21 protein-coding genes are annotated in these 22,108 nt (G+C 29.6%); 19 read left to right on the top strand and 2 right to left on the bottom strand.

Annotated elements, in window-relative coordinates; all coding sequences use genetic code 11:
- Positions 1–189 precede the first annotated feature (189 nt).
- The 9 genes from BUA92_RS20550 to rho all read left to right on the top strand — a co-directional run bounded on the left by BUA92_RS20550 (position 190) and on the right by rho (position 11,447).
- Complete coding sequence (locus BUA92_RS20550) at positions 190–1,755, top strand: DUF3794 and LysM peptidoglycan-binding domain-containing protein (RefSeq protein ID WP_073022529.1); 1,566 nt, start codon at positions 190–192, stop codon at positions 1,753–1,755.
- Between the two features lie 137 nt (positions 1,756–1,892).
- The gene (locus tag BUA92_RS20545; RefSeq protein WP_073022528.1) at positions 1,893–2,720 is read left to right on the top strand and encodes a cyanophycinase; all 828 of its coding nucleotides are present in this window, start codon (positions 1,893–1,895) and stop codon (positions 2,718–2,720) included.
- The gene (gene cphA / locus BUA92_RS20540; protein WP_073022527.1) at positions 2,707–5,319 is read left to right on the top strand and encodes a cyanophycin synthetase; all 2,613 of its coding nucleotides are present in this window, start codon (positions 2,707–2,709) and stop codon (positions 5,317–5,319) included. The genes BUA92_RS20545 and cphA overlap by 14 nt, the downstream gene beginning before the upstream one ends.
- Positions 5,320–5,487: 168 nt before the next feature.
- Positions 5,488–6,333, top strand: a complete 846-nt coding sequence (ispE, locus tag BUA92_RS20535) for a 4-(cytidine 5'-diphospho)-2-C-methyl-D-erythritol kinase (protein WP_073022526.1) — start codon at positions 5,488–5,490, stop codon at positions 6,331–6,333.
- Between the two features lie 58 nt (positions 6,334–6,391).
- Positions 6,392–7,033, top strand: coding sequence for a stage II sporulation protein R (gene spoIIR / locus BUA92_RS20530; protein WP_073022525.1), 642 nt, complete (start codon positions 6,392–6,394; stop codon positions 7,031–7,033).
- 136 nt (positions 7,034–7,169) lie between these two features.
- Positions 7,170–7,592 (top strand): YwiB family protein, encoded by a 423-nt coding sequence (locus BUA92_RS20525; protein ID WP_073022524.1) that lies wholly within the window; start codon positions 7,170–7,172, stop codon positions 7,590–7,592.
- Positions 7,593–7,717: 125 nt separating this feature from the next.
- Entirely contained in the window at positions 7,718–8,011 is a 294-nt protein-coding gene (locus BUA92_RS20520) for a hypothetical protein (RefSeq protein WP_073022523.1), read from the top strand.
- A 163-nt stretch (positions 8,012–8,174) separates the two neighbouring features.
- Complete coding sequence (locus tag BUA92_RS20515) at positions 8,175–9,782, top strand: CTP synthase (protein WP_073022522.1); 1,608 nt, start codon at positions 8,175–8,177, stop codon at positions 9,780–9,782.
- A gap of 225 nt (positions 9,783–10,007) precedes the next feature.
- On the top strand, positions 10,008–11,447 hold the full coding sequence (gene rho, locus BUA92_RS20510) for a transcription termination factor Rho (protein ID WP_073022521.1): 1,440 nt from the start codon (positions 10,008–10,010) through the stop codon (positions 11,445–11,447).
- On the opposite strand, the gene BUA92_RS20505 is transcribed toward rho, so the two are convergent.
- Together BUA92_RS20505 and rpmE are read right to left on the bottom strand one after the other, a co-directional pair.
- Positions 11,444–12,565: an MGDG synthase family glycosyltransferase gene (locus tag BUA92_RS20505; RefSeq protein ID WP_073022520.1), complete on the bottom strand. Its 1,122-nt coding sequence runs from the start codon at positions 12,563–12,565 to the stop codon at positions 11,444–11,446. The two genes, rho and BUA92_RS20505, sit on opposite strands and share 4 nt — an antisense overlap.
- 218 nt (positions 12,566–12,783) lie before the next feature.
- Complete coding sequence (gene rpmE / locus BUA92_RS20500; protein ID WP_021800466.1) at positions 12,784–12,990, bottom strand: 50S ribosomal protein L31; 207 nt, start codon at positions 12,988–12,990, stop codon at positions 12,784–12,786.
- A 183-nt stretch (positions 12,991–13,173) separates the two neighbouring features.
- On the opposite strand from rpmE, the gene BUA92_RS20495 reads away from it, so the two are divergent.
- From BUA92_RS20495 to wecB, 10 genes are all read left to right on the top strand, one after another.
- The gene (locus tag BUA92_RS20495) at positions 13,174–13,773 is read left to right on the top strand and encodes a thymidine kinase (RefSeq protein ID WP_073022519.1); all 600 of its coding nucleotides are present in this window, start codon (positions 13,174–13,176) and stop codon (positions 13,771–13,773) included.
- Positions 13,774–13,785: 12 nt separating this feature from the next.
- Positions 13,786–15,549 carry a peptide chain release factor N(5)-glutamine methyltransferase gene (gene prmC, locus BUA92_RS20490; protein ID WP_073022518.1) on the top strand — a complete coding sequence of 588 codons (1,764 nt, stop codon included), beginning with the start codon at positions 13,786–13,788 and terminating at the stop codon, positions 15,547–15,549.
- An 83-nt stretch (positions 15,550–15,632) separates the two neighbouring features.
- Positions 15,633–16,718, top strand: a complete 1,086-nt coding sequence (gene prfA, locus BUA92_RS20485; protein WP_073022517.1) for a peptide chain release factor 1 — start codon at positions 15,633–15,635, stop codon at positions 16,716–16,718.
- An 87-nt stretch (positions 16,719–16,805) separates the two neighbouring features.
- Complete coding sequence (locus BUA92_RS20480) at positions 16,806–17,393, top strand: hypothetical protein (RefSeq protein WP_073022516.1); 588 nt, start codon at positions 16,806–16,808, stop codon at positions 17,391–17,393.
- A 10-nt stretch (positions 17,394–17,403) separates the two neighbouring features.
- Positions 17,404–18,456, top strand: coding sequence for an L-threonylcarbamoyladenylate synthase (locus tag BUA92_RS20475; RefSeq protein WP_073022515.1), 1,053 nt, complete (start codon positions 17,404–17,406; stop codon positions 18,454–18,456).
- 11 nt (positions 18,457–18,467) lie between these two features.
- Positions 18,468–18,926 carry a low molecular weight protein arginine phosphatase gene (locus BUA92_RS20470; protein WP_073022514.1) on the top strand — a complete coding sequence of 153 codons (459 nt, stop codon included), beginning with the start codon at positions 18,468–18,470 and terminating at the stop codon, positions 18,924–18,926.
- 60 nt (positions 18,927–18,986) lie between these two features.
- Complete coding sequence (gene rpiB, locus BUA92_RS20465; RefSeq protein ID WP_021800473.1) at positions 18,987–19,436, top strand: ribose 5-phosphate isomerase B; 450 nt, start codon at positions 18,987–18,989, stop codon at positions 19,434–19,436.
- 18 nt (positions 19,437–19,454) lie between these two features.
- The gene (gene upp / locus BUA92_RS20460; RefSeq protein WP_073022513.1) at positions 19,455–20,084 is read left to right on the top strand and encodes a uracil phosphoribosyltransferase; all 630 of its coding nucleotides are present in this window, start codon (positions 19,455–19,457) and stop codon (positions 20,082–20,084) included.
- Positions 20,085–20,183: 99 nt separating this feature from the next.
- On the top strand, positions 20,184–20,675 hold the full coding sequence (locus BUA92_RS20455) for a dCMP deaminase family protein (RefSeq protein ID WP_021800475.1): 492 nt from the start codon (positions 20,184–20,186) through the stop codon (positions 20,673–20,675).
- A gap of 16 nt (positions 20,676–20,691) precedes the next feature.
- Positions 20,692–21,846, top strand: coding sequence for a non-hydrolyzing UDP-N-acetylglucosamine 2-epimerase (wecB, locus tag BUA92_RS20450; protein ID WP_073022562.1), 1,155 nt, complete (start codon positions 20,692–20,694; stop codon positions 21,844–21,846).
- Positions 21,847–22,108 lie beyond the last annotated feature (262 nt).

The raw sequence follows: 22,108 nt of genomic DNA, 5'->3' as shown, positions 1-22,108 counted from the left end.
CATTTTAATTACCATGTCAATAACTTTTGAGAAAAAAACTTAATATTATATATGTTTCGACAAAATTAATAAAATATATGTTTAAATATGTCGTAATAATTATTTTAAATACGGTATAAAGTATTCATATATTATAGGAAAGAAAGTATAAATAGTATTAGGTATTTTGTATTTTATGGGAGGGATATGATGTCACAGATAGATGTTATAAGAGAAAGTGTAGAGTATGAGCAATTACTTAGAGAAGATACTAATGAATTACCATTAAGAGGAGAGTTTTTAATTCCAGATACGCATCCGGATGTCCAGGAGATTATTTCAGTGGATGCAAAGACTATAATAAATAGCAAAGAATCTATGGGAGATAGAATTTCAATTGACGGAACTATAGAATATCTAGTTTTATATTTAGCAAGAGAAGAAGATGGGGTAGTTGTAAATAGTGTTTCTTATAGCGATAGGTTTAATAGCTATATTGAAGCGCTAGATTCAGAACATAGAGTTTCCTGTGAAGCAAATTGTATAATTGAACATATTGAAGGTAAGATAATCAATGAAAGAAAAGTAGCTATAGAAGGAAATTTAATGATAAAGAGTCAATGTTACAAAAATTCTCACCTAGATTTTTTGAAAGATGTTACGGGATTAAAAGATGTACAAATATTAAAGAGTAAAGAAACTATTGATAAAATATCTGCAAAAAAGGAACTTGAAATATCGGGTAAAGGAACTTTGGTAGTAGGTATGGATAAGCCTCAAATAGGAAAAATATTGAAGGCGTCTATAAATCTTCATAAAAAAGACGTTAAACTTTATGAAGATAGAGTTGGAACCTCGTGTTTTTGCAAAGTTGATATATTATATAGAGCTGCCGATGGAAGGGAATTAGTGACTTTAGAAGATGATATATATATAAATAGAGAAGAAGAGGTTATAGGAGTTACGTCTGATATGATTGCTTATGCTGATTTTAATATGGTAAGCAATGATGTACAAATAAGAGAAGATGACTTAGGCGAAACAAGAAATGTAGATTTTAATGTACTTACAAGAGTAGATTTAAAAGTAGTACAAAAAGAAGAAGTAGATTTTATTAAGGATGCATATTCACCTTCTACTAAAATAGAATTAAGTACAGATGAGGCAAAGATAGGTATAGTGCAAGGGCAAGAAATGGGAGAAGTTATAGTTAAAGATAATATAACACTAACTGAAGATATGCCAGAGCCTGTGAGTATAATATCTACAAAAGGAAATGTACTAATAACTAATAATGAGGTTACAGATGGGAAAATTTTAATTGAAGGAATTGTAAAAGCAGAAGTAATATATAAAACTGATAGCATGGATAAAGAGGTTATTAAAATAAAGGGAGAGATACCTTTTAAGACGTCTCTAGATATTGCTAATGCACTTAAAGAAATGAAAGGTATAGTTAGTGCTTTTATCGAGAATATTCAAGCTTCGATAGAAGGTGCAACAATAGCTATAAAAGCCACAGTTTCCACAGTGGGAAAAGTAATATATAATGCTTCTAAGAAGTGGGTTTCTGCATTGGAAATGGTAGAAGATGAACTTCAAAAAAAGGTGGCTAGTATAATAATATATGTTATACAAGCTGGAGATACATTATGGTCATTAGCTAAAAAATATTCAACAACAGTTATGGATTTGGTAAAACTAAATGACTTGGATGAGAAAGAAACTTTAAAACCTGGATGTAAGTTGCTGATTCCTGGAAGAGCTGTAATATAAAATGTTATGAAAGAAGACTTGGCTGTTTAGCTAAGTCTTTTTATGTTATCTAATCACTTAAAGATTGAGACATAAAATAATGAATAATTATGTAAATTCATGGATACAATAGAAATGCATGATTTGAGGTGATTTTTTTGGATAACTATTGTGATGGAAAACTAATAATTATAGGAGGAGCTGAAGATAAAGAAGGAAGAAAAGAAATATTAAAAAATGTATCATTAGAACTTAAAAATAAATCTAAAGCTTTAACAATAGCAACCTTAGCAACAGAGTATCCTAAAGAGGCATGGGATAAATATAAAAAAGTTTTTTCTGAACTAGGAGTAAAAAATCTTAAAGTTTTAGATGTAAGTAATAGAAAAGATTCTTTTGATGAAAATAATTTAAATATAGTAAGGGATTCATCCATAATATTTTTCACAGGAGGAGACCAACTTAGAATAACAAGTTTAGTTGGAGGTACTCCTTTATTTGACGAGTTTAACAAGGCATTTCAAGAAGGATGTGTTTTGGTTGGTACATCAGCGGGTGCCTCTATAATGAGTAGCACAATGATTGTCAAAGGAGATGATGAAAAATCTCCAAGAAAATGCACTTTAAAAATGGCGCCTGGTTTTGGATTTATTAAAAAAGTTATAATAGATCAACATTTCGCGCAAAGAGGTAGAATAGGAAGATTGTTAGCAGGTATAGCTCAAAATCCGGAAACTTTGGGAATAGGAATAGATGAAGATACAGCCATAGTTGTTGATAAAAATGAGATTAAGGTTATTGGAAATGGTGCGGTTTATTTTCTTGATGGTGCAGATTTAACTTTTTCAAATGTATCAGAAAAATATCAGGAAGAGATTTTAAGTATGTATAATGTTAAGATGCATATTTTAACTGCAGGAAACAGATTTGATTTGCAAAAGAGAGTACCTTTTGAGGAGGAAATTACTAGAAATGAAAATAGTTAGTCAAAGAGTATATGAAGGGAAAAATATATACTCTCATAAAAAATGCATTAGAATGGATTTAGATTTAGAAGGTTACTGTGAAATTCCTAGCAAAGATATACCTAATTTCAATTTTAATTTATTAAAAATATTACCAGAACTTTATAAACATAGATGTGGAATAGACGAAGATAGCGGATTTGTAAAACGTCTTAATGAAGGAACTTATTTAGCACATATATGTGAGCATTGTATAATTGCTATTCAAAATATGCTTAATATAGATGTTGCTTATGGCAAGGCTAGAGAAGTTAAAGAAGATCACTACTATATAATATTTCAGTATCAATACAAGAATGTAGCTTTAGAATGTGCTAAACTAGCAATTGACTTAATTAATTCTTTAATACATCAGGTGCCGATAAAATTCTCACAAAGATTTGACCTAATAAAGAATATGATTAAAGATGAAGCGGAAGGACCAAGTACAAAAGCAATATGTGACTATGCTAGAAAAATTGGATTACCAGTTGTGAAGCTGGGAGAAAGTGGACTGTATCAAATAGGATATGGCTCTGCTGCTAGAATAATAGAAGCTACTATAGGGAGCAATACATCTTGTGTTGCTACAGATATAGCGTGTGATAAGTTACTGACTAAAACTTTGCTTAAGTATCAATATATTCCTGTAGCGAATGGATATAAAGTTAATAATATAATGCAATTGATAAATTATAGTAAAGAATTAAGATATCCATTAGTTCTAAAACCACAATATGGAAGTAAAGGTAAGGGTGTAGTTTTAAATATTAACGATGATAATGAGCTTATAAATGCATTTAAAAGACTAAAGGAACAAACTGAAGATATACTTTTAGAGAAATATATATGTGGAAAAGATTACAGAGTATTAATTGTTGATGGCAAAGTGATTGCAGCTTCTCTTAGGGTTCCGCCTTTTATAGAAGGGGATGGGCAAAGGAGTGTAAGGGAACTTATATACAATGCTAATAAAGATCCAAATAGAGGGGAAGATCATGAAAAACCATTAACAAAGATAAAAATTGATGAACAACTCTTATCTTTATTAATTAAAGAAAATTTGACTTTAAATAGTATAATTGAAAAAAATAAGAGATTATATCTTAGAGAGAATGCAAATCTTTCTACGGGAGGATATGCAATAGATTGTACAGATATTATTTGTGAAGAAAATAAAGACATAGCCATTAGGGCGGCTAAAGCAGTTGGGTTAGATATATGTGGAGTAGATATATGTACAGAAGATATAAGTAAGCCGTTAGGTGATACTGGCATAGTAATGGAGGTAAACGCAGCTCCAGGTATAAGAATGCATTGCTATCCTACTGAAGGTAAAGTAGTTGATGTAGCTAAACCTATAGTTAATCTTTTGTATAATGATAACCCTAAAAATATTCCAGTTATTTCAGTTACAGGTACTAACGGTAAAACTACTACTACTAGATTAATTGCTTATATTTTCAATCTTATAGGATATAAGGTTGGAATGACATCAACGGATGGAATCTTTGTTGGAGATAAGTGTATAGATACGGGCGATGATACCGGTGCAGAAAGTGCTAAGACAATTTTCTTAAATAAAGATGTTGAAGTAGCAGTATTAGAGACAGCTAGAGGTGGAATAATAAGAAAAGGACTAGCTTATGATTTTGCTGATGTTGGTATAATAACTAATATAACTGAAGATCATTTGGGTTTGGATGGTATTAATTCTATGGAGGAATTAATGTTTGTAAAATCCTTAGTAGTAGAAGAAATTAGAGAGGGTGGCTATGCTGTTATAAATGCAGATGACTACTGGAGTTTGCAGGCCTTGTCTAGAATAAAGAGCAAGAAAGTATTTTTCTCCTTTGATAAGGATAATAGATATATTATTGAAAATATATCTAATGGAGGGATTGCTATCTATTTAGATGAAAACAATCTTATGGTTACAAATAATAATAAAACTTATAAGATATGCGCGATTGATAAAATAGGAATATCATTAGATGGGAAGTTAAAATATAATATAGGTAATGCCATGGCAGCTGTAGGTGCATTGGTAGCGATGAATGTAGACTATTGTATTATAGCTAAAGGATTAGAGAGTTTTAAAAGTGACGAAAAAACAAACAGAGGAAGATTTAATCAATTTGAGATTAATGGAGTAAATGTAATTTTAGATTACGGCCATAACTACCAAGGTTATAAATCTGTAATATCATCATTAGTAGATATGAAAGTTAGAAATTTAATTGGAGTAATTGGAGTTCCGGGAGATAGAGAGGATAGTTCCTCTATTAAAATAGCAGAGCTATGTGGAGAATATTTTGATAAAGTGTTTATAAAAGAAGATAAAGACAAACGTGGAAGAAAAGAAAGAGAAGTAGCTGAGATATTAGAGAGAGGAGTGTTAAAAACTATTAAGGAAAAAAACAATGTAAAAGTTGTCTTAGATGAATTAGAAGCACTAAGAGAAGCTTTGAATATTGCTCAAAAAGGAGACTTAATAGTAGTATTCTATGAAAAATTTGATAGATTATTTAATTATTTAAAATCCTCTCAAGGAGTATTAAAGGAAGTTGCAGTACAATAATATAAAATTAATTTTGAAACTCAACAAAAGTTGGGTTTCTTATTTTTAATATAGAATGTATAATGATTTATGCGTAATGACATTTATATTATTATTTAATATCTTTACAAGATAAATATATTAAATAATAATATAAATAGTGATTTGAAGTTGAAAGGAATAGATTTTATGAAAATTAAGGCCTATGGCAAAATCAATATTGCGTTAGAGGTAGTAGGTAAAAGGGAAGATGGATATCATCTTTTAAGAATGATAATGCAAAATATTGATTTATATGATTTGATAGAACTAAATGAAAAAAGAAGCAACGATATTACAATAGAGTGTAATAAGCCTTATGTTCCAAAAGATGATAGAAACCTTGCGTATAAAGCTGCTAGATTATTTATGGATACATATAAAATTAATAGAGGAATACATATTGATATAGTTAAAAACATACCGGTTGCTGCTGGTTTAGCAGGCGGAAGTACAAACGCTGCTGCCGTACTTAAAGCTCTAAATGAAATGTTCGATGTAGGGGCTAGCGAACAGGATTTAATGGATCTTGGAGTGAAACTTGGGGCTGATATACCATATTGTATTAAAGGTGGCACATGTTTGTGTGAGGGAATTGGAGAAAAAATATCTGAACTTAAATCCTTTAAGGATAAAATACTAGTTTTAGTTAAGCCACCTTTTGGAGTTTCAACAAAAGACGTATATGGAGCTATAGATATAAATAAGATATTTAAAAAAGTTTTAGTAAATGAACTAATTGAAGCAATTGAGAAAGATGACTTGCTATTTGTAGCGAAAAACATGAAAAACCATCTTGAGAATGTTACATTGAGAAGGCATCCACTTATTATAAAAATAAAAGAAGATATGATAAAAATGGGATCAATAGGATCTATGATGAGTGGAAGTGGTCCTACAGTTTTTGGGTTTTTTGATGATATGCTTAAAGCTCAAAGTTGTTATGAAAGAATGAAAAAGCAATTTAATGATGTATTTATAACAAGAACTATATAAATATGTGTATAAAATAAATTTCTTCTGTCAACAATTCAAGATACAGGAGGTTGATAGAATGAAAAAAATATTTTGTTTTTTATTAGGGATAATAGCAATAGTTAATTTATATTTTTTTGTTGGTGCGAAACAGGTAAAGTCTGATGAAGAAATTGTTAAGGATATAAGTGAAAAATTAATTAGGTTCCATGTTATAGCTAACAGTGATGAAGAGGCTGATCAACAGCTGAAAATTAAGGTTAAGGATAATATAATAAATTATATTTTTCCAAAATTAAAAGATTCTAAATCAATAGATGAATCAAGAGATATTTTGCGTAATAACAACAAGCAAATACTTAAAATAGCTGAGAAAACAATAAAGGAAAATGGATACAATTATAGTGTCAATTCAACTTTAGATAGAGAAAATTTTCCGGAAAAAAATTATGGAAATATAACATTGCCTCAAGGTGAATATGAAGCTTATAGAGTAATAATAGGAAGTGGACAAGGTAAGAATTGGTGGTGTGTAATGTTTCCTCCGCTATGTTTCGTAGATGTTACTAAGGGACAAGTCTCAGATAAAGAAACTGAGGAGACAATGAAAAGAGTTTTAGATGATGACGAATATACTGAAATATCTAATAAAAATGACAAAAATAAGATAAAAATAAAATTTAAAATAGTTGAAATTATAAAAGATTTGATAGATAAATAAATATATTGATTAAAGTTTACAAAATACTTAAAATAAAGATATAAAATTAATTAGCAAAAAGCTAGGAGTTTAATGTAAATTAAGCCAGCAAGACGCTAGAGATTTGAGTTTTATACTTTATAAGGAGGCTGGTTTTGTGAAAAAGAAAGCACTAATATCAATAATATCCAATCAAAACTATGAAGATGATGATGTAATAGAGGTTGTAACTCCAGGTGAATTTTATATAAACAATGATGGCTATGAAGCTATATATGAAGAAACAGAGATATCTGGAATGGAAGGAACCACTACTAAGTTAAAAATTTTTGGAAATGAAATTTCTTTAGAACGAGAAGGAACTACTACTACTAAGATGGATTTCAAAAAAAATAATAACTATATTACCTTATATAACACGCCTTACGGAATGTTAGAACTGAAAATAAATACTAAAAATTTAAAAATTGATATGAGTGATGATGGGGGCGAAGTTCAGATTGATTATAATTTAAGTATATCTGGTCAACCACCACAGGAGACTCAATTAAAAATAAAAATAAATTCAACAGCTAATTAATTATACATTATTAAAAACTCGGTATAGCCGAGTTTTTATTTTTTCTCGAATAATAAATGTTGATTATAATTATAGCAATAATAGGTAAGAATGATAATATAAGAACAAAGTATAGAGGTGGAAGAATGTATAATATCGAAGATAGATTATCGAACATAATTGAATATTTTTGTAAGGTAAATGGATTAAATAATGATAATCTCATGGCCTTTATTAAAAAGAGAGAAAATAGATATTTACTTCTTCTCATATTAAAAAAGTATGGGAATATAAACGATGAGAGAGTTAAAGAGTTATTAGGTATAAAAGATAGAAGTATTAATAATAATTTAAAGAGAGCAGAAGAGAAGATACTTATAAGTAAGAACTTTAGGGAGAAATATTTTCAAATTGATGGGATTATTAATAAAATAATTTAAAAAATAAAAAAAACACTGGATTAGGACATCAGTTTATGTTAATATATATTTTATGTTGTTAATAAACATAGTAAACCCATTTTATTGAAGGGTAATTTTTATTTTATCACTAAGAGTAATTACTGTCAATATATATTTATTAAAATAGGAGGAATTATTTTTTATGGCTACTAAATATGTATTCGTAACTGGTGGTGTAGTTTCATCATTAGGTAAAGGAATAACAGCAGCTTCGTTAGGAAGATTGTTAAAAAATAGAGGATTAAAGGTTGTAATTCAAAAATTTGATCCATATTTAAACGTGGATCCAGGAACAATGAGTCCATATCAACATGGAGAAGTTTTTGTAACTGATGATGGTGCAGAAACAGACTTAGATTTAGGTCATTATGAAAGATTTATAGATGAAAACCTATCACAAAGCTCCAATGTTACTACAGGTAGAGTATACTGGTCAGTTATATCTAAGGAAAGAAAAGGGGAGTATCTTGGAGGTACTGTTCAAGTTATACCACATATAACTAATGAGATAAAAAATAGAATACATAGAGTTTCAAAAGAAAGAGATGTTGATGTTGTAATAACAGAAATTGGTGGAACAGTTGGAGATATTGAATCTCAACCATTTTTGGAAGCAATAAGACAAATCAAATATGATGTAGGTAGAGAAAATGTATGTTTCATACATGTAACTTTAGTTCCATATTTAGGTAAAGCTGGAGAACTTAAAACAAAGCCTACTCAACATTCTGTTAAAGAGTTAAGAAGTATAGGTATTCAGCCTGATATAATAGTATGTAGATCAGAAAAAGAGATATCTGAAGATTTAAAGAAGAAGATAGGTCTTTTTTGTAACATAGATGGAAGAAGTGTTATACAAAATTTAGATGCTGAAAACTTATATGAAGTTCCGCTAATGATGTATGAAGAAGGATTAGACACTTTAGTATGTGAGAAACTAAATATTGTACCTAACGAAATAGATAACAGTGAATGGGTATCTATGGTTAATAATATTAAAAATCTATCTAAAAAAGTGAAGATAGCGCTTGTGGGAAAATACGTAGAGTTACATGATGCATATATATCTGTAGTAGAAGCATTAAGTCATGGTGGGTATGCAAATGATGCAGATGTGGAGATTAAGTGGATAAATGCTGTGGATTTAAATGATGAAAACATTGAAAGCCAATTAAAAGATGTAGATGGAGTATTAGTACCAGGTGGTTTTGGTGATAGAGGAATAGAAGGAAAGATAAAAGCTATACAATGGGCTAGAGAAAACAAGAAACCATTTTTAGGTATATGTCTAGGTATGCAATGTGCAGTTATAGAATTTGCTAGAAATGTTTTAGGATATAAAGATGCTAATTCATCTGAGATAGATCCAGAAACTCAATATCCTGTTATTGATTTAATGCCAGACCAAAAAGATATAGAAGATTTAGGTGGAACTATGAGATTAGGTTTATATCCATGTAAGTTAGAAATGGATTCATTCTCTAAAGAAGCTTATAACTCAGATTTAATATATGAAAGACACAGACATAGATATGAATTCAACAATGAATATAAGAAGGCTATAATTGATGCTGGAATGACTTTAGCAGGAACTAGCCCAGATGGAAGATTAGTAGAGGTTGTTGAGGTTAAGGATCATCCATGGTTTGTAGCTGTACAGTTCCATCCAGAATTGAAATCAAGACCTAATAGACCACATCCTTTGTTTAAAGATTTTATAAAAGCATCTGTAAATGAGGGAAAAAAGTAAAATAACAAGAAAATGCTTGAAAATGTACAGAAATTAACTCATAATATAAATGATATATTAAACGAGTAAAGTTTAACTTTACTCGTTTTCTTATTGGATTAAAAATACAAAAAAGTGGTATAATAATAAGATAAAAGTCTTAGTTAATAAATTCACGCCTTTATTATTAGAGATACTTCTCTAAAAAAATCCCCTTTTAAGATAGAAAAATGCGGAGGTGCAATGTTGTCAAAAGAAAAATATGAAAGTATGACTCTTATTGAGCTAAAGGAAATAGCTAAAGAGTTAGGTATAAAAAATTTGTCTAAAAAAAAGAAAAATGAAATAATAGAAGATATTCTATTAAATTCTCCAAATTTAATAGAAAAGGATGGAGTTATTTTAAGAGAAAAAATTACTCCTAAGGTAAGTGAACCAGAAGTCGTAAAAGAAGAAGTGAAAACTAATAGTACATTTAGGGATAATCAGGTAAGAGAACCTCAGTTTACAGAAAGAAGAGAAAGGCCAAGAGATAATATTGGAGAAGCTGCTAGCGATAAAGGCGTTCTAGAGATATTAGAAAATAATAACTTTGGTTTTTTAAGATGTAGAAATTATTTAACTGGTGATAACGACATATATATATCTCCATCTCAAATAAGAAGATTTAATCTTAGGACAGGGGATCAGGTAGAAGGTAAAGTGAGAGAACCTAAGGAAGGCGAAAAATTCAGAGCTTTAATATATGTAGAGAAGGTAAACGGAGATAATCCTGATAAGGCTGTTGGTAGAAAGTCTTTTGAAACATTAACACCTATATATCCTAAGGAAAGACTTAGGTTGGAGACTGGTAATCCAAATGATTTAAGTTCAAGACTTATGGATATTATTTCACCAGTTGGAAAGGGACAAAGAGGAATCATTGTAGCTCCTCCTAAGGCTGGTAAAACAACACTGCTTAAAAAAGTAGCTCAGAATATATCAGGCAATTATCCTGATGTTAAACTAATAGTATTACTAATTGATGAAAGACCAGAAGAAGTAACAGATATGCAAAGAAGTATTAATGGAGAGGTTATATACTCAACTTTTGATGAAGAACCTCAAAATCATGCTAAGGTTGCACAAATGGTTTTAGAAAGAGCCAAAAGAATGGTGGAACAAGGTCAGGATGTAGTTATATTATTAGATAGCATAACTAGGCTTGCGAGAGCGTATAACTTAACTATAAACCCTACAGGCAGAACTTTATCAGGTGGACTAGACCCGGGGGCGTTAATAATGCCTAAGAAATTTTTTGGGGCTGCAAGAAATATAGAAGAGGGAGGAAGTCTTACTATATTAGCAACCGCTTTAATTGAAACGGGAAGTAGAATGGATGATATGATATTTGAAGAATTTAAGGGAACTGGTAATATGGAAGTTCACTTAGATAGAAGGCTTCAAGAAAGAAGAATATTCCCAGCTATAGATATTTATAAATCTGGAACTAGAAAAGAAGATTTACTTTTAACTCCAGAAGAAAAAGAAGTTGCGTTCACAATTAGAAGAGTTATGTATAGAGATGGTAATATAGAAAGTATAGCTGAGAAGCTTATAAATATATTATCTAAAACAAAAAATAACAAAGAGTTTATGGCTGTATTCCAAAAAAGCGATTTAGATAACAAAAACACTAGAAATTAATTTCTAGTGTTTTTGTTATCTATTAGATTTTCACTAAGAGAACAGATATTTTCTATTGATTGTGGTTTTTTTATTTTCGCTATATTATCCTTCATGTTGTTTAATATATCGGGATTTTCTATAAGTAAATTAATATCTGAGTTTATGTCTCGTATGTTTTTTACATATAATGCACAACCTGCTTTGGTTAAAAAAGATGTATTCTGAACTTCTTGTCCAGGTATTGCAAAAGGTATCATAATAGGCAACTGTTTTGCTAAAGATTCAGTAACAGTAAGACCTCCAGGTTTTGAGATTACTAAGTCACAATAATCCATAATTGAAGATACATCTTTAGTAAAGCCTAAAATATGAAGTTTTTTATTAGGTATGCTTTTTGAAGAATACTCACTTAAAAGTTTTGATTTTAGATGAGTATTGTTTCCGCATATCACTGTAATTCTAAGTTTGTTTTTATTTTTGATAAGTTCCTTGAGAACATGGGAAATACTGTCTAGCCCCATGCTTCCCCCCATCAACAAGATATTAAAATATTCTGAGTCCTTTGTTTCTAAAATACTAATATCTTTATCATAAAATATAGGATTTATAGGTATTCCATAAGGATATATTATATCTTTATCAATACCTCTTGCATATAAATACTCTTTTGTATATTCATTGGCAGTTATATAACTGTCAGTATATTTATCTATATAAGAATAATGAACCATAAAATCGGTAATTATCGATATAAAAGGTATATTAATTAAATTTTTTCTCTTTAAGTGAGTTACGATATTTACAGATAAAGGATGAGTACCTATTATTAAATCTGGTTTTGTATCAAGAATATAATTATATAGCTTTTTTTCAGTATTCCAAAATACATATTTTAATAATGTATTAGTGTGCTTTTTATCTGTAACTTTATAAAGAAAGCCATAAAGGTCGGGAATTGTAGATGCTAAAAATTCATAACCTTTTGTAATTGTGCTATTTAAAAAAGTTGAATTACTTCTTAAAAAATCATAAGTTTCAACATCAAATCCTCTTGAGTTAAAGACTTCCTTTAAAGAATTAGCTGCTTGATTATGACCTTGACCTGTTGATGTTGTTAAAATTAGTATTTTTCTCATTCAATTCACTCACTTTTCTAGATGGTAACGTTTCTATAAATAGTTTAACATTTTTTAAATTAAAGTAAATAATAAAAGTTAGAAATAGTTTTTATAAATTTAAGGTGGGAAAGAACCTGTCTTCCCCACCTTAAATTAAACATAATTCAAGGTGGAGAAAAAACTCCACCTGAATCATATCTGAACCTATCTAGAAATTAAAATCTAGATAAATTAAATTACTTGTTAAGATTGAATCTCTTATTAAATTTATCAACTCTTCCGCCAACGTCAACAATTTTTTGTTTTCCAGTGAAGAATGGATGACATTTAGAGCATATTTCTACTTTTAATTCTGGTTTAACAGAACCTGTTGTAAAAGTATTTCCACATGCACACTTAACAACTGCTTCATGAGTGTATTCTGGATGTATGCCTTCTCTCATTATATTCACCTCTTTCAAATTAAGTAAATTATAACACGTAACCTAATGTAACTATTAGAATATATCATGATAGATAGGAGTTGTCAATAAAACTTAAAGTAATAACCATAAAATATGTTTTTATAGAAGTTAAAGGTGTGATATAATCGAAAAAGAACGAAAGAAATGAGAGGAAGTATAGGGATGAGCAAGCTTTATTTTAGATATGGTGCTATGAATTCAGGGAAATCTACTCACTTAATGCAGGTGGCACATAATTATGAAGAAAGAGGTATGAGAGTTCTGATATTAAAACCCTCAAAAGATAAAAAAGCAGGTGAAAAACTTCTATCAAGATTAGGTGTTGAAAGAAAAGTAGATTTAATGATAGCTGATGAAGATAATATATGCACTTTATTAGAAGAAGAGAAAAAAACAAATGGAGAAATTCATTGTATTTTAGTAGATGAAGTTCAGTTTTTAAAAAAAGAACATATAGATGGTCTTTTTGAAGTAGCTGTAACTATGAATATACCTGTAATATGTTATGGCTTAAGAACAGATTTTTTGATGAATGGCTTTGAAGGAAGTGAAAGATTACTATTAATTGCTCACTCAATAGAAGAGATGAAAACTATATGTAAATGTGGTAAAAAAGCTATATTAAATGGAAGAAAAATAAATGATAGATATGTTTTCGAAGGAGAGCAAATAGCAATAGACAATATAGATAATGTAGAATATGAGTCATTATGTGGAGAATGTTACTTAAAATATAAAAAGGAAGAAAAAAATAATTATTAAAGGAATGATTGTATGAAAAAGGAAGATGTAGGAGGCCAAGCAGTAATAGAAGGAGTAATGATGAGAGGTACTAAGGGGACAGCTACAGCAGTACGAACTCCAAGTGGGAAAATTGAAGTAGAGTTTTCAAAAGAAGTTCCTATAACAAAGAAGTATTCAATATTAAACATACCTTTTATAAGAGGTTTTTTTGTTTTTATAGATTCATTGTTATTAGGAGTAAAGTCATTAAATTACTCGGCTAGCTTTTTTGACGAAGATGATGAACCTTCCAAGTTTGATGAATGGTTTAATAAAAGGTTTGGGGATAAAAGCAATGATATATTGATATACATAAGTTTAGCTATATCTTTTGCTATGGCGATGGGTCTTTTTGTATTAATACCAACCTTTATAGCCTCTCTATTTAGAGGGATAACAACATCCTCAATTGTTTTAAACATAATAGAGGCAGTTATTAGAATAGTTATACTTATCTCTTATATGGTAGGGGTAGGAAGACTTGAGGATATAAAAAGGTTATATCAATATCATGGAGCAGAGCATAAGACGATATCATGTTATGCTAGCAACGATGAGCTTACAGTTGAAAATGTAAAAAAACATACAAGGCTTCATCCTAGATGTGGAACAAATTTCATTTTTTTAATAATGTTTATAAGTATAATAGTATTTTCATTTACCAGTTTTAGTTCAGTAGGCGAAAGATTAATTTTAAGAATAGTATTATTACCTCTGATTACTGGAATAACTTATGAGTTAATAAAGTGGTTAGGTAGAAACGAAGGAGTGATTTCTAGAATAGTAGCAACTCCAGGATTAAAACTACAACTATTAACAACAAAGGAACCAGATGATGATCAAATAGAGGTTGCTATAAGAGCATTAAAAGAAGTAGAAGGAATAAAGCCAACAGAAATAAGTATTGGAGAATTACTTGGTAAGTCTACAGAAATACTTAAGACAGCAGATATAGATAGCTATATTATTGATGCACAGCTTTTATTAGCAAAAGTTATTGGTAAAGATAGATTATATATAATTACACATAAAGAAGAACTAGTTTCAAAAGAGCAAGAAAGTTTAATGAATACTTATATAGAGGAAAGAAGAAAGAAAAAACCTTTAAAATATATTACTAATTCAGCTGAGTTTATGGGAATGGAGTTTTATATTAAAGAAGGAGTTCTTGTTCCTAGAGGAGATACTGAAATACTAGTACATGAACTACTAGATATTATTAAAGAAGATAAAGAATATAAGATATGTGATTTATGTACAGGTAGTGGAGCAATAGGTATATCATTAGCAAATTTAAGAAATAATGTAAGTGTAGATTGTATAGACATTGAGAAAGTACCAGAAGAAGTTACTAATATAAATATAGGAAAATTTTCTTTGGAGAGTAAAGCTAGATTTATACATTCAGATTTGTTAGATAAGCCTATAAATAATAACGAGGAATATGATATTATAGTTTCAAATCCACCATATATTAAAAAGGAAGTAATCGATACATTGATGGACGATGTTAAAAATTATGAACCTATGGTAGCTTTAGATGGCGGTGATGATGGTTTAGACTTTTATAAAAAGATAGTAGAAGACAGCGTTAAGGTTTTAAAGAAAGACGGTATATTAGCTTTTGAAATTGGTCATGATCAAGGAGAAGAGGTTAAAAAAATAATGGAATCTAACGGATATACTGATGTATATGTTAAAAAAGATATGGCTAATTTAGATAGAATAGTAATTGGAACAAGAAAAGTTGATTAGAAATAATCAATTATGATATAATAATTAGATGTGAAAAATTATACTATAGATTAGTTTAAAAATAATTGTACGGAGTGATAATAATGTTACTAGACAGATTAAATTTTATAGAGAATAAATATGATGAGTTATCAGTAAAAATAAGTGATCCATCTATTATGGCAAACCAAAATGAGTGGAGAAAACTTTGTAAGGAACATGCTGATTTAGAGATAATAGTTAATAAATATAGAGAATATAAAGCTGCAACTGAAGACCTAGAAGTAAACAAAGAAATGCTTGGTTCTGAAAATGACAAAGAGATGAAAGAAATGATTCAAGAAGAAATAAGAGAATTAACGGAAAGAGAAGAAATTCTAGCTAATGAAATTCAAATTTTATTACTTCCTAAAGACCCAAATGATGATAAAAACGTATTTGTGGAAATAAGAGGAGGAGCAGGTGGAGAGGAAGCGGCTCTATTTGGATATAATCTTTTTAGAATGTACACAAGGTATGCAGAAACTCAAAGATGGAAAGTAGAACTTATGAGTGTAAATGAAACAGATATTGGTGGTTTCAAAGAAGTTGTATTTATGATTAAAGGAGATGGAGCTTACTCTAAACTTAAGTATGAAAGTGGAGTACACAGAGTACAAAGAGTTCCAGACACAGAATCATCAGGAAGAATACACACTTCAACAGCTACTGTAGCAGTTCTTCCAGAAGTTGATGATGTTGAAGTTGAAATAAGTGAAAAAGACTTAAGAATAGATGTTTATAGATCTTCAGGTAATGGGGGTCAATCGGTAAATACTACAGACTCTGCTGTAAGAATAACACATATTCCATCAGGACTTGTAGTTGCTTGCCAAGATGAAAAATCACAACTTAAAAATAAAGAAAAAGCTATGAAGATATTAAGATCTAGATTATTTGAAATAGCAGAGGCAGAAAGAACAGCTGGAATAGCAGAAGATAGAAAGAGTCAAGTTGGAACAGGGGATAGATCTGAAAGAATTAGAACATACAACTATCCACAAGGTAGAATTACAGATCACAGAATCGGATTAACATTATATAAGTTAGATGCTTTTATGGATGGAGATTTAACTGAAATGATAAACTCTCTAATAACAGCAGATCAAGCAGAAAAAATGAAGTTAATGGGAAATAACGATAGCTATTAATTCATATAAGTCAACTAAATTCTTAACATAAAAAACTCAGCTATGCTGAGTTTTTTTATCAACTGTTAATCTTAAAGGAGGTAGTTTATGAATATATCAAAGGCAATTAAAAAACAAAAAAAGTCCTCTAAAAGATTCAAAATTCTAATGATATTTATTTTTATATTACTGCCGATTATAGTTTTGTTAACAGATATGACTCAAGCATTTTTTATAGCATATTTGGTTTTTATAGAAGCCCTTATATTGCTAGCATTAATACATAAAGTTAACTGGGAGAAAATTGAGTTTAGCTGCCATAACAATAAATTGAAATATAAGTGTGGATTATTTTCCAAAGAACTGCTGATATTGTGCGATAAAGTACAGTTAGTTCACACAGAAAAATCAAAAGATGATATGGAAATAATAATAATATCAACAGTAAGATTTAAAAATAAAAGTTATAAACCTATAACTCAAGGATTTCTAAAAAAGTATCCGATGGTAAATGAAGAATACATAAAAATAAAAAAATTAGATCCAGAAAATATGTTTTATTTTCTAATTATTAGAAAAGGTTCTTTAGTAAAGTATAACTTATTAGATATTATTTTTAAAAATTGTGTTAAAGCTACATATACACTTGATGCTATAGAGAACATAAAAATAGCTAGAGGTCAAAAAGAGATTTAAGGAGAATCATATGGACACTAAAATTTCTATAATTAAAGATATACACAAAAATATTAAAAGCATAGAAGAAGCAGCAAGTGTAATTAAAGAGGGCGGAGTTGTTGCATTTCCTACAGAAACAGTTTATGGATTGGGAGCAGACGCGTTAAATCCACTAGCAGTAAAAAAGATATTTGAAGCAAAAGGAAGACCTCAAGATAACCCTCTTATAATTCATGTAGCTAACAAAAATCTTGAGAGTTTAGTTAAGGAAATTCCAAGTATTGCAAATAAAATTATGGATAGGTTTTGGCCAGGACCATTAACTTTAATATTTAAGAAAAAGAATATAATACCTGATGTGACTTCTGCCAATTTAGATACAATAGGAGTAAGAATGCCTAGTAATGAGATTGCATTAAAGTTAATAGAGAGTTCAGGTACACCAATAGCAGCACCATCAGCTAATATTTCAGGTAGACCAAGCCCTACAGATGTAGAAAGATGTATTGAAGACTTAGAAGGAAAGATTGATTACATATTAGGCGGAAACAGAAGTGATGTAGGTGTAGAATCAACAATATTAGATTTAAGTGTAGATCCTCCTTGTGTTTTAAGACCAGGTGGAATTACTTTGGAAATGCTTAAAGAGATAGATGAAAGAATATATATAGACCCTGCAATAATGAAAAAAAGTAATGAAAATATAAAACCAAAAGCACCAGGAATGAAGTACAGACACTATGCTCCTAAAGCTAAAATCAAAATAATAAATGGAAATACAGAAAAAACTATTGAAAAAATTAAAGATTTGTTGCAAAATTATATAGACAATAAATTAAGTGTTGGAGTAATGACTTGTGATGAACACATTAACTATTATTCTAATCAGGTAGAGATAATTTCTTTAGGGTCAAGAAAGAAATTGGATGAGATAGCAAAAAACCTTTTTGAAGCTTTAAGAAGTTTTGATGATAGAGGTGTAGATATAATCCTAGCAGAAGGATATGAAGAAAAAGATTTAGGAATTGCTATAATGAATAGGTTAAAAAAAGCTGCTGCTTACGATATTTTAGAAGTTTAATGGAGGTTTTGATGAAAAAGATTCTTTTTGTTTGTACAGGAAACACTTGCAGAAGTCCTATAGCTGAAGCTATATTTAATAATTTGAATAAAAACAAAGATATAATAGCTCATTCTGCTGGAATTAGCGTATTTCCTGGTAGTAAAACATCTAATAATTCTAAAGAACTTATTTTTTCAAATCTAGGAGTTGATTTCTCAAATAGAAAAGCAGTGCAGTTAACTAATATAGAATTAGATGAGGCTCATGTAATTCTAACTATGACTTCATCAATGAAAAGAGCATTAATAGATGCTCTAACTTATGGTTCTCAAAAAGTTTATACACTTTGTGAATATGTAGGTGAAAATGGGGATGTAATAGACCCATATGGTGGAGACTTAACTATTTATGAGAAGACATATTCTCAATTAGAAAAGTTAATAAATAAATTATTGCTAAAAATTAAAGAGGAAGAAGGTATTCTTTAGATACTTTTTCTTCTTTTTTTTGGATAGATTACCACAAATTTAATATGGAGGTGTATAACGATGAAGATAGCAATTGGCTGTGATCATGGTGGATACAATTTAAAAGGTGAAATAATCAATTATTTAGAAAGTAAATCAATTGAATATAAGGATTATGGAACCTTTACTAAGGAATCTTGCGACTATCCAGATTATGCTTTAAATGTAGCAGAAGCTGTAGTAAGCAAGGAATACGATTTTGGAATTTTAATATGTGGAACTGGTATAGGAATCAGTATAGCTGCAAATAAAGTTCCAGGAGTAAGGGCTGCATTATGTAGTGACACTTTTAGTGCACATGCAACAAGAGAACATAATAATGCTAATATTTTAGCATTAGGAGAAAGAGTTGTTGGTCCAGGACTTGCAATAGATATAGTTGATACCTTCTTAAATTCTGAATTTCAAGGAGATAGACATCAAAATAGAATAGACAAAATAACAAAAATAGAAGAAAAATATTATAGATAATATTAGGAGGATTTTTAAATGAGCAAATTAACACAATTAAACCACCCATTAATATTCCACAAGATGGCGCTTATAAGAGACAAAAATACAGGGGCTAAAGACTTTAGAGAGCTTGTAGAAGAAGTTTCAATGTTAATGGCTTATGAAGTTACTAGAGATCTTCAAACAGAATATGTTGAAATAGAGACACCTATATGTAAAACTAAACACAGAGTTTTATCAGGTAAGAAATTAGCAATAGTTCCTATATTAAGAGCAGGTCTTGGTATGGTTGATGGTATGCTAAAATTAATACCAGCTGCAAAAGTTGGACACATTGGATTATATAGAGATGAAGAAACTCTAAAACCAGTAGAATACTTCTGCAAATTGCCACAAGATATAGCTGAAAGAGATATAATGGTAGTAGATCCTATGCTTGCAACTGGTGGATCAGCAGCAGATGCTTTAACATTACTTAAAGAAAAAGGAGCTAAAAACCTTAGACTTGTATGTTTAATATCAGCTCCAGAAGGAATCAAATATGTACAAGAAATACATCCAGATGTAGATATATATGTTGGAGCAATAGATGAAAAGTTAAACGAACATGGCTACATAGTTCCAGGTCTAGGTGATGCTGGAGATAGATTATTTGGCACAAAGTAAAAATAGATTTAAGTAAATGAGGTTGGTTAATCCAACCTTTATTTACATTAAGGCAGATTTATTTTATAATTATATCAAAATATTCTTTGAGGTGGGATAATGGAGCGGAGAGATAAATACAATTATTATCTGGATATAGCAGAAACCGTTTTAGAAAGAGGAACGTGTTTAAGAAGAAATTATGGATCTATAATTGTAAAAAATGATGAGATTATATCTACGGGTTATACTGGAGCACCTAGAGGAAGAAAGAATTGTCTTGACATAGGAACATGTGTTAGAGAAAAACTAAATGTTCCAAGAGGAACTCATTACGAGCTTTGTAGAAGTGTACATAGTGAAGCTAATGCCATAATAAGTGCAGCTAGAAGAGATATGATAGGTGCAACTTTATATTTAGTAGGAAAAGACTCAAAAACAAAGGAATATGTAAAAGATGCTAATTCTTGTTCCATGTGCAAAAGATTAATAATTAATTCTGGAATTGAAAAGATAATAATAAGAAACTCTAAAGATGAATTTAAAATATTCTATGTAGATGAGTGGATAGAAAACGATGAGTCGTTAAATTATGAGGTTAAAGGATATTAATCCTAATGGAGGAAACATGAAAAAGATAAAAATATTTACTATATTTGGTACAAGACCAGAAGCAATAAAAATGGCACCATTAGTAAAAGAATTAGAAAAAAGAGAAGGTATAATTTCAAAGGTATGTGTAACAGCACAACATAGAGAAATGCTAGACCAAGTTTTAAATTATTTTGATATTAAGACAGACTATGACTTAAACATAATGAAGAGTAAACAAACATTAACAGGAATAACTACCAAAGTGTTAGAAGGTTTAGAAGAAGTTTTTGAAGAAGAGAAGCCCGATATGATATTAGTTCATGGTGATACTACTACAACATTTGGTGGAGCACTTGCAGCTTTTTACAAACAGATAAAGGTTGGGCATGTAGAAGCTGGACTAAGAACCTTTGATAAATATTTTCCTTTTCCAGAAGAGATGAATAGAAAGCTTACAGGAGCCTTAGCAGATATACACTTTGCTCCAACGGTAGGATCTAAAAACAATCTTTTAAGAGAAGGCGTAAAAGAAGAAGATATATATGTTACAGGAAACACTGTTATAGATGCTATGGAGCATACAGTAAAAGAAGAATATGTATTTGAAACAGAAGAGCTTAATCACATAGACTTTAACAAAAAGAAAGTAATAATGATAACAGCTCATAGAAGAGAAAATTGGGGAGAGGGAATAGAAAATATATGCACTGCTTTAAAAACTATAGTAGAAGAAAATAAAGACGTAGAATTAGTTTACTTAGTGCATCTAAATCCAGTCGTAAAAGATGTGGTATATAAACATCTAAATGACAAAGAAAGAGTTCACTTACTTACCCCTCAGGATACAAAAGAAACTCATAATCTTATGAATAAGTGCTTTATGGTAATGACTGATTCAGGAGGATTACAAGAAGAAGCTCCTCACTTAGGAAAACCTGTATTAGTTTTAAGAGATGTGACAGAAAGACCAGAGGCTGTAGAAGCTGGAACCGTAAAGCTTGTTGGAACAGATGTAGAGACTATAATTAAAGAAGCTAACGATTTAATAAGAGATAAAGAAGCTTACGAAAAAATGAGTAAATCTGTTAATCCATATGGGGATGGTAAAGCATCTGAAAGAATAGTGGATGCTATCGAAAAATATTTTGGATTAAGCGATAAAGAAATAGAAGAATTTAAAAATAATTAAAGTAAAAACTCAGCTATAAGTCTGAGTTTTTTATTTTAAGTAAGAAAATTAGTTGAATTTTTTACATTGTGTTTAATAATCAGAAAACCAGTTAACCAGTTAACCATAAAACCAGTTAACTGGTTTTATGGTTAACTGGAAATACAGATAACTGGAAAAGCAGATTTTTGGCTGAAATATTGATATAAAATTATCTAACTAACTATGATATAATGGTAGGAAATATTTAAAATAATATAAATAAGGAAAATAATATATATAA

Source organism: Clostridium intestinale DSM 6191, assembly GCF_900130055.1.
GTDB classification, from domain to species: domain Bacteria; phylum Bacillota; class Clostridia; order Clostridiales; family Clostridiaceae; genus Clostridium_T; species Clostridium_T intestinale.
Note: the sequence above shows the minus strand (reverse complement) of the source record. Positions and strands in the feature narration are given on the sequence as shown.

What these genes read in the sequence shown, in the direction of transcription:
- BUA92_RS20455 (WP_021800475.1), top strand. Translation starts at nt 20,184, where the DNA reads ATGGAGCGGAGAGATAAATACAATTATTATCTGGATATAGCAGAAACC.
- prmC (WP_073022518.1), top strand. Translation starts at nt 13,786, where the DNA reads ATGAAAAAGGAAGATGTAGGAGGCCAAGCAGTAATAGAAGGAGTAATG.
- ispE (WP_073022526.1), top strand. Translation starts at nt 5,488, where the DNA reads ATGAAAATTAAGGCCTATGGCAAAATCAATATTGCGTTAGAGGTAGTA.
- prfA (WP_073022517.1), top strand. Translation starts at nt 15,633, where the DNA reads ATGTTACTAGACAGATTAAATTTTATAGAGAATAAATATGATGAGTTA.
- BUA92_RS20475 (WP_073022515.1), top strand. Translation starts at nt 17,404, where the DNA reads ATGGACACTAAAATTTCTATAATTAAAGATATACACAAAAATATTAAA.
- BUA92_RS20470 (WP_073022514.1), top strand. Translation starts at nt 18,468, where the DNA reads ATGAAAAAGATTCTTTTTGTTTGTACAGGAAACACTTGCAGAAGTCCT.
- BUA92_RS20495 (WP_073022519.1), top strand. Translation starts at nt 13,174, where the DNA reads ATGAGCAAGCTTTATTTTAGATATGGTGCTATGAATTCAGGGAAATCT.
- BUA92_RS20550 (WP_073022529.1), top strand. Translation starts at nt 190, where the DNA reads ATGTCACAGATAGATGTTATAAGAGAAAGTGTAGAGTATGAGCAATTA.
- rpmE (WP_021800466.1), bottom strand. Translation starts at nt 12,990, where the DNA reads ATGAGAGAAGGCATACATCCAGAATACACTCATGAAGCAGTTGTTAAG.
- spoIIR (WP_073022525.1), top strand. Translation starts at nt 6,392, where the DNA reads ATGAAAAAAATATTTTGTTTTTTATTAGGGATAATAGCAATAGTTAAT.
- rpiB (WP_021800473.1), top strand. Translation starts at nt 18,987, where the DNA reads ATGAAGATAGCAATTGGCTGTGATCATGGTGGATACAATTTAAAAGGT.
- cphA (WP_073022527.1), top strand. Translation starts at nt 2,707, where the DNA reads ATGAAAATAGTTAGTCAAAGAGTATATGAAGGGAAAAATATATACTCT.
- BUA92_RS20520 (WP_073022523.1), top strand. Translation starts at nt 7,718, where the DNA reads ATGTATAATATCGAAGATAGATTATCGAACATAATTGAATATTTTTGT.
- wecB (WP_073022562.1), top strand. Translation starts at nt 20,692, where the DNA reads ATGAAAAAGATAAAAATATTTACTATATTTGGTACAAGACCAGAAGCA.
- BUA92_RS20515 (WP_073022522.1), top strand. Translation starts at nt 8,175, where the DNA reads ATGGCTACTAAATATGTATTCGTAACTGGTGGTGTAGTTTCATCATTA.
- upp (WP_073022513.1), top strand. Translation starts at nt 19,455, where the DNA reads ATGAGCAAATTAACACAATTAAACCACCCATTAATATTCCACAAGATG.
- BUA92_RS20480 (WP_073022516.1), top strand. Translation starts at nt 16,806, where the DNA reads ATGAATATATCAAAGGCAATTAAAAAACAAAAAAAGTCCTCTAAAAGA.
- BUA92_RS20505 (WP_073022520.1), bottom strand. Translation starts at nt 12,565, where the DNA reads ATGAGAAAAATACTAATTTTAACAACATCAACAGGTCAAGGTCATAAT.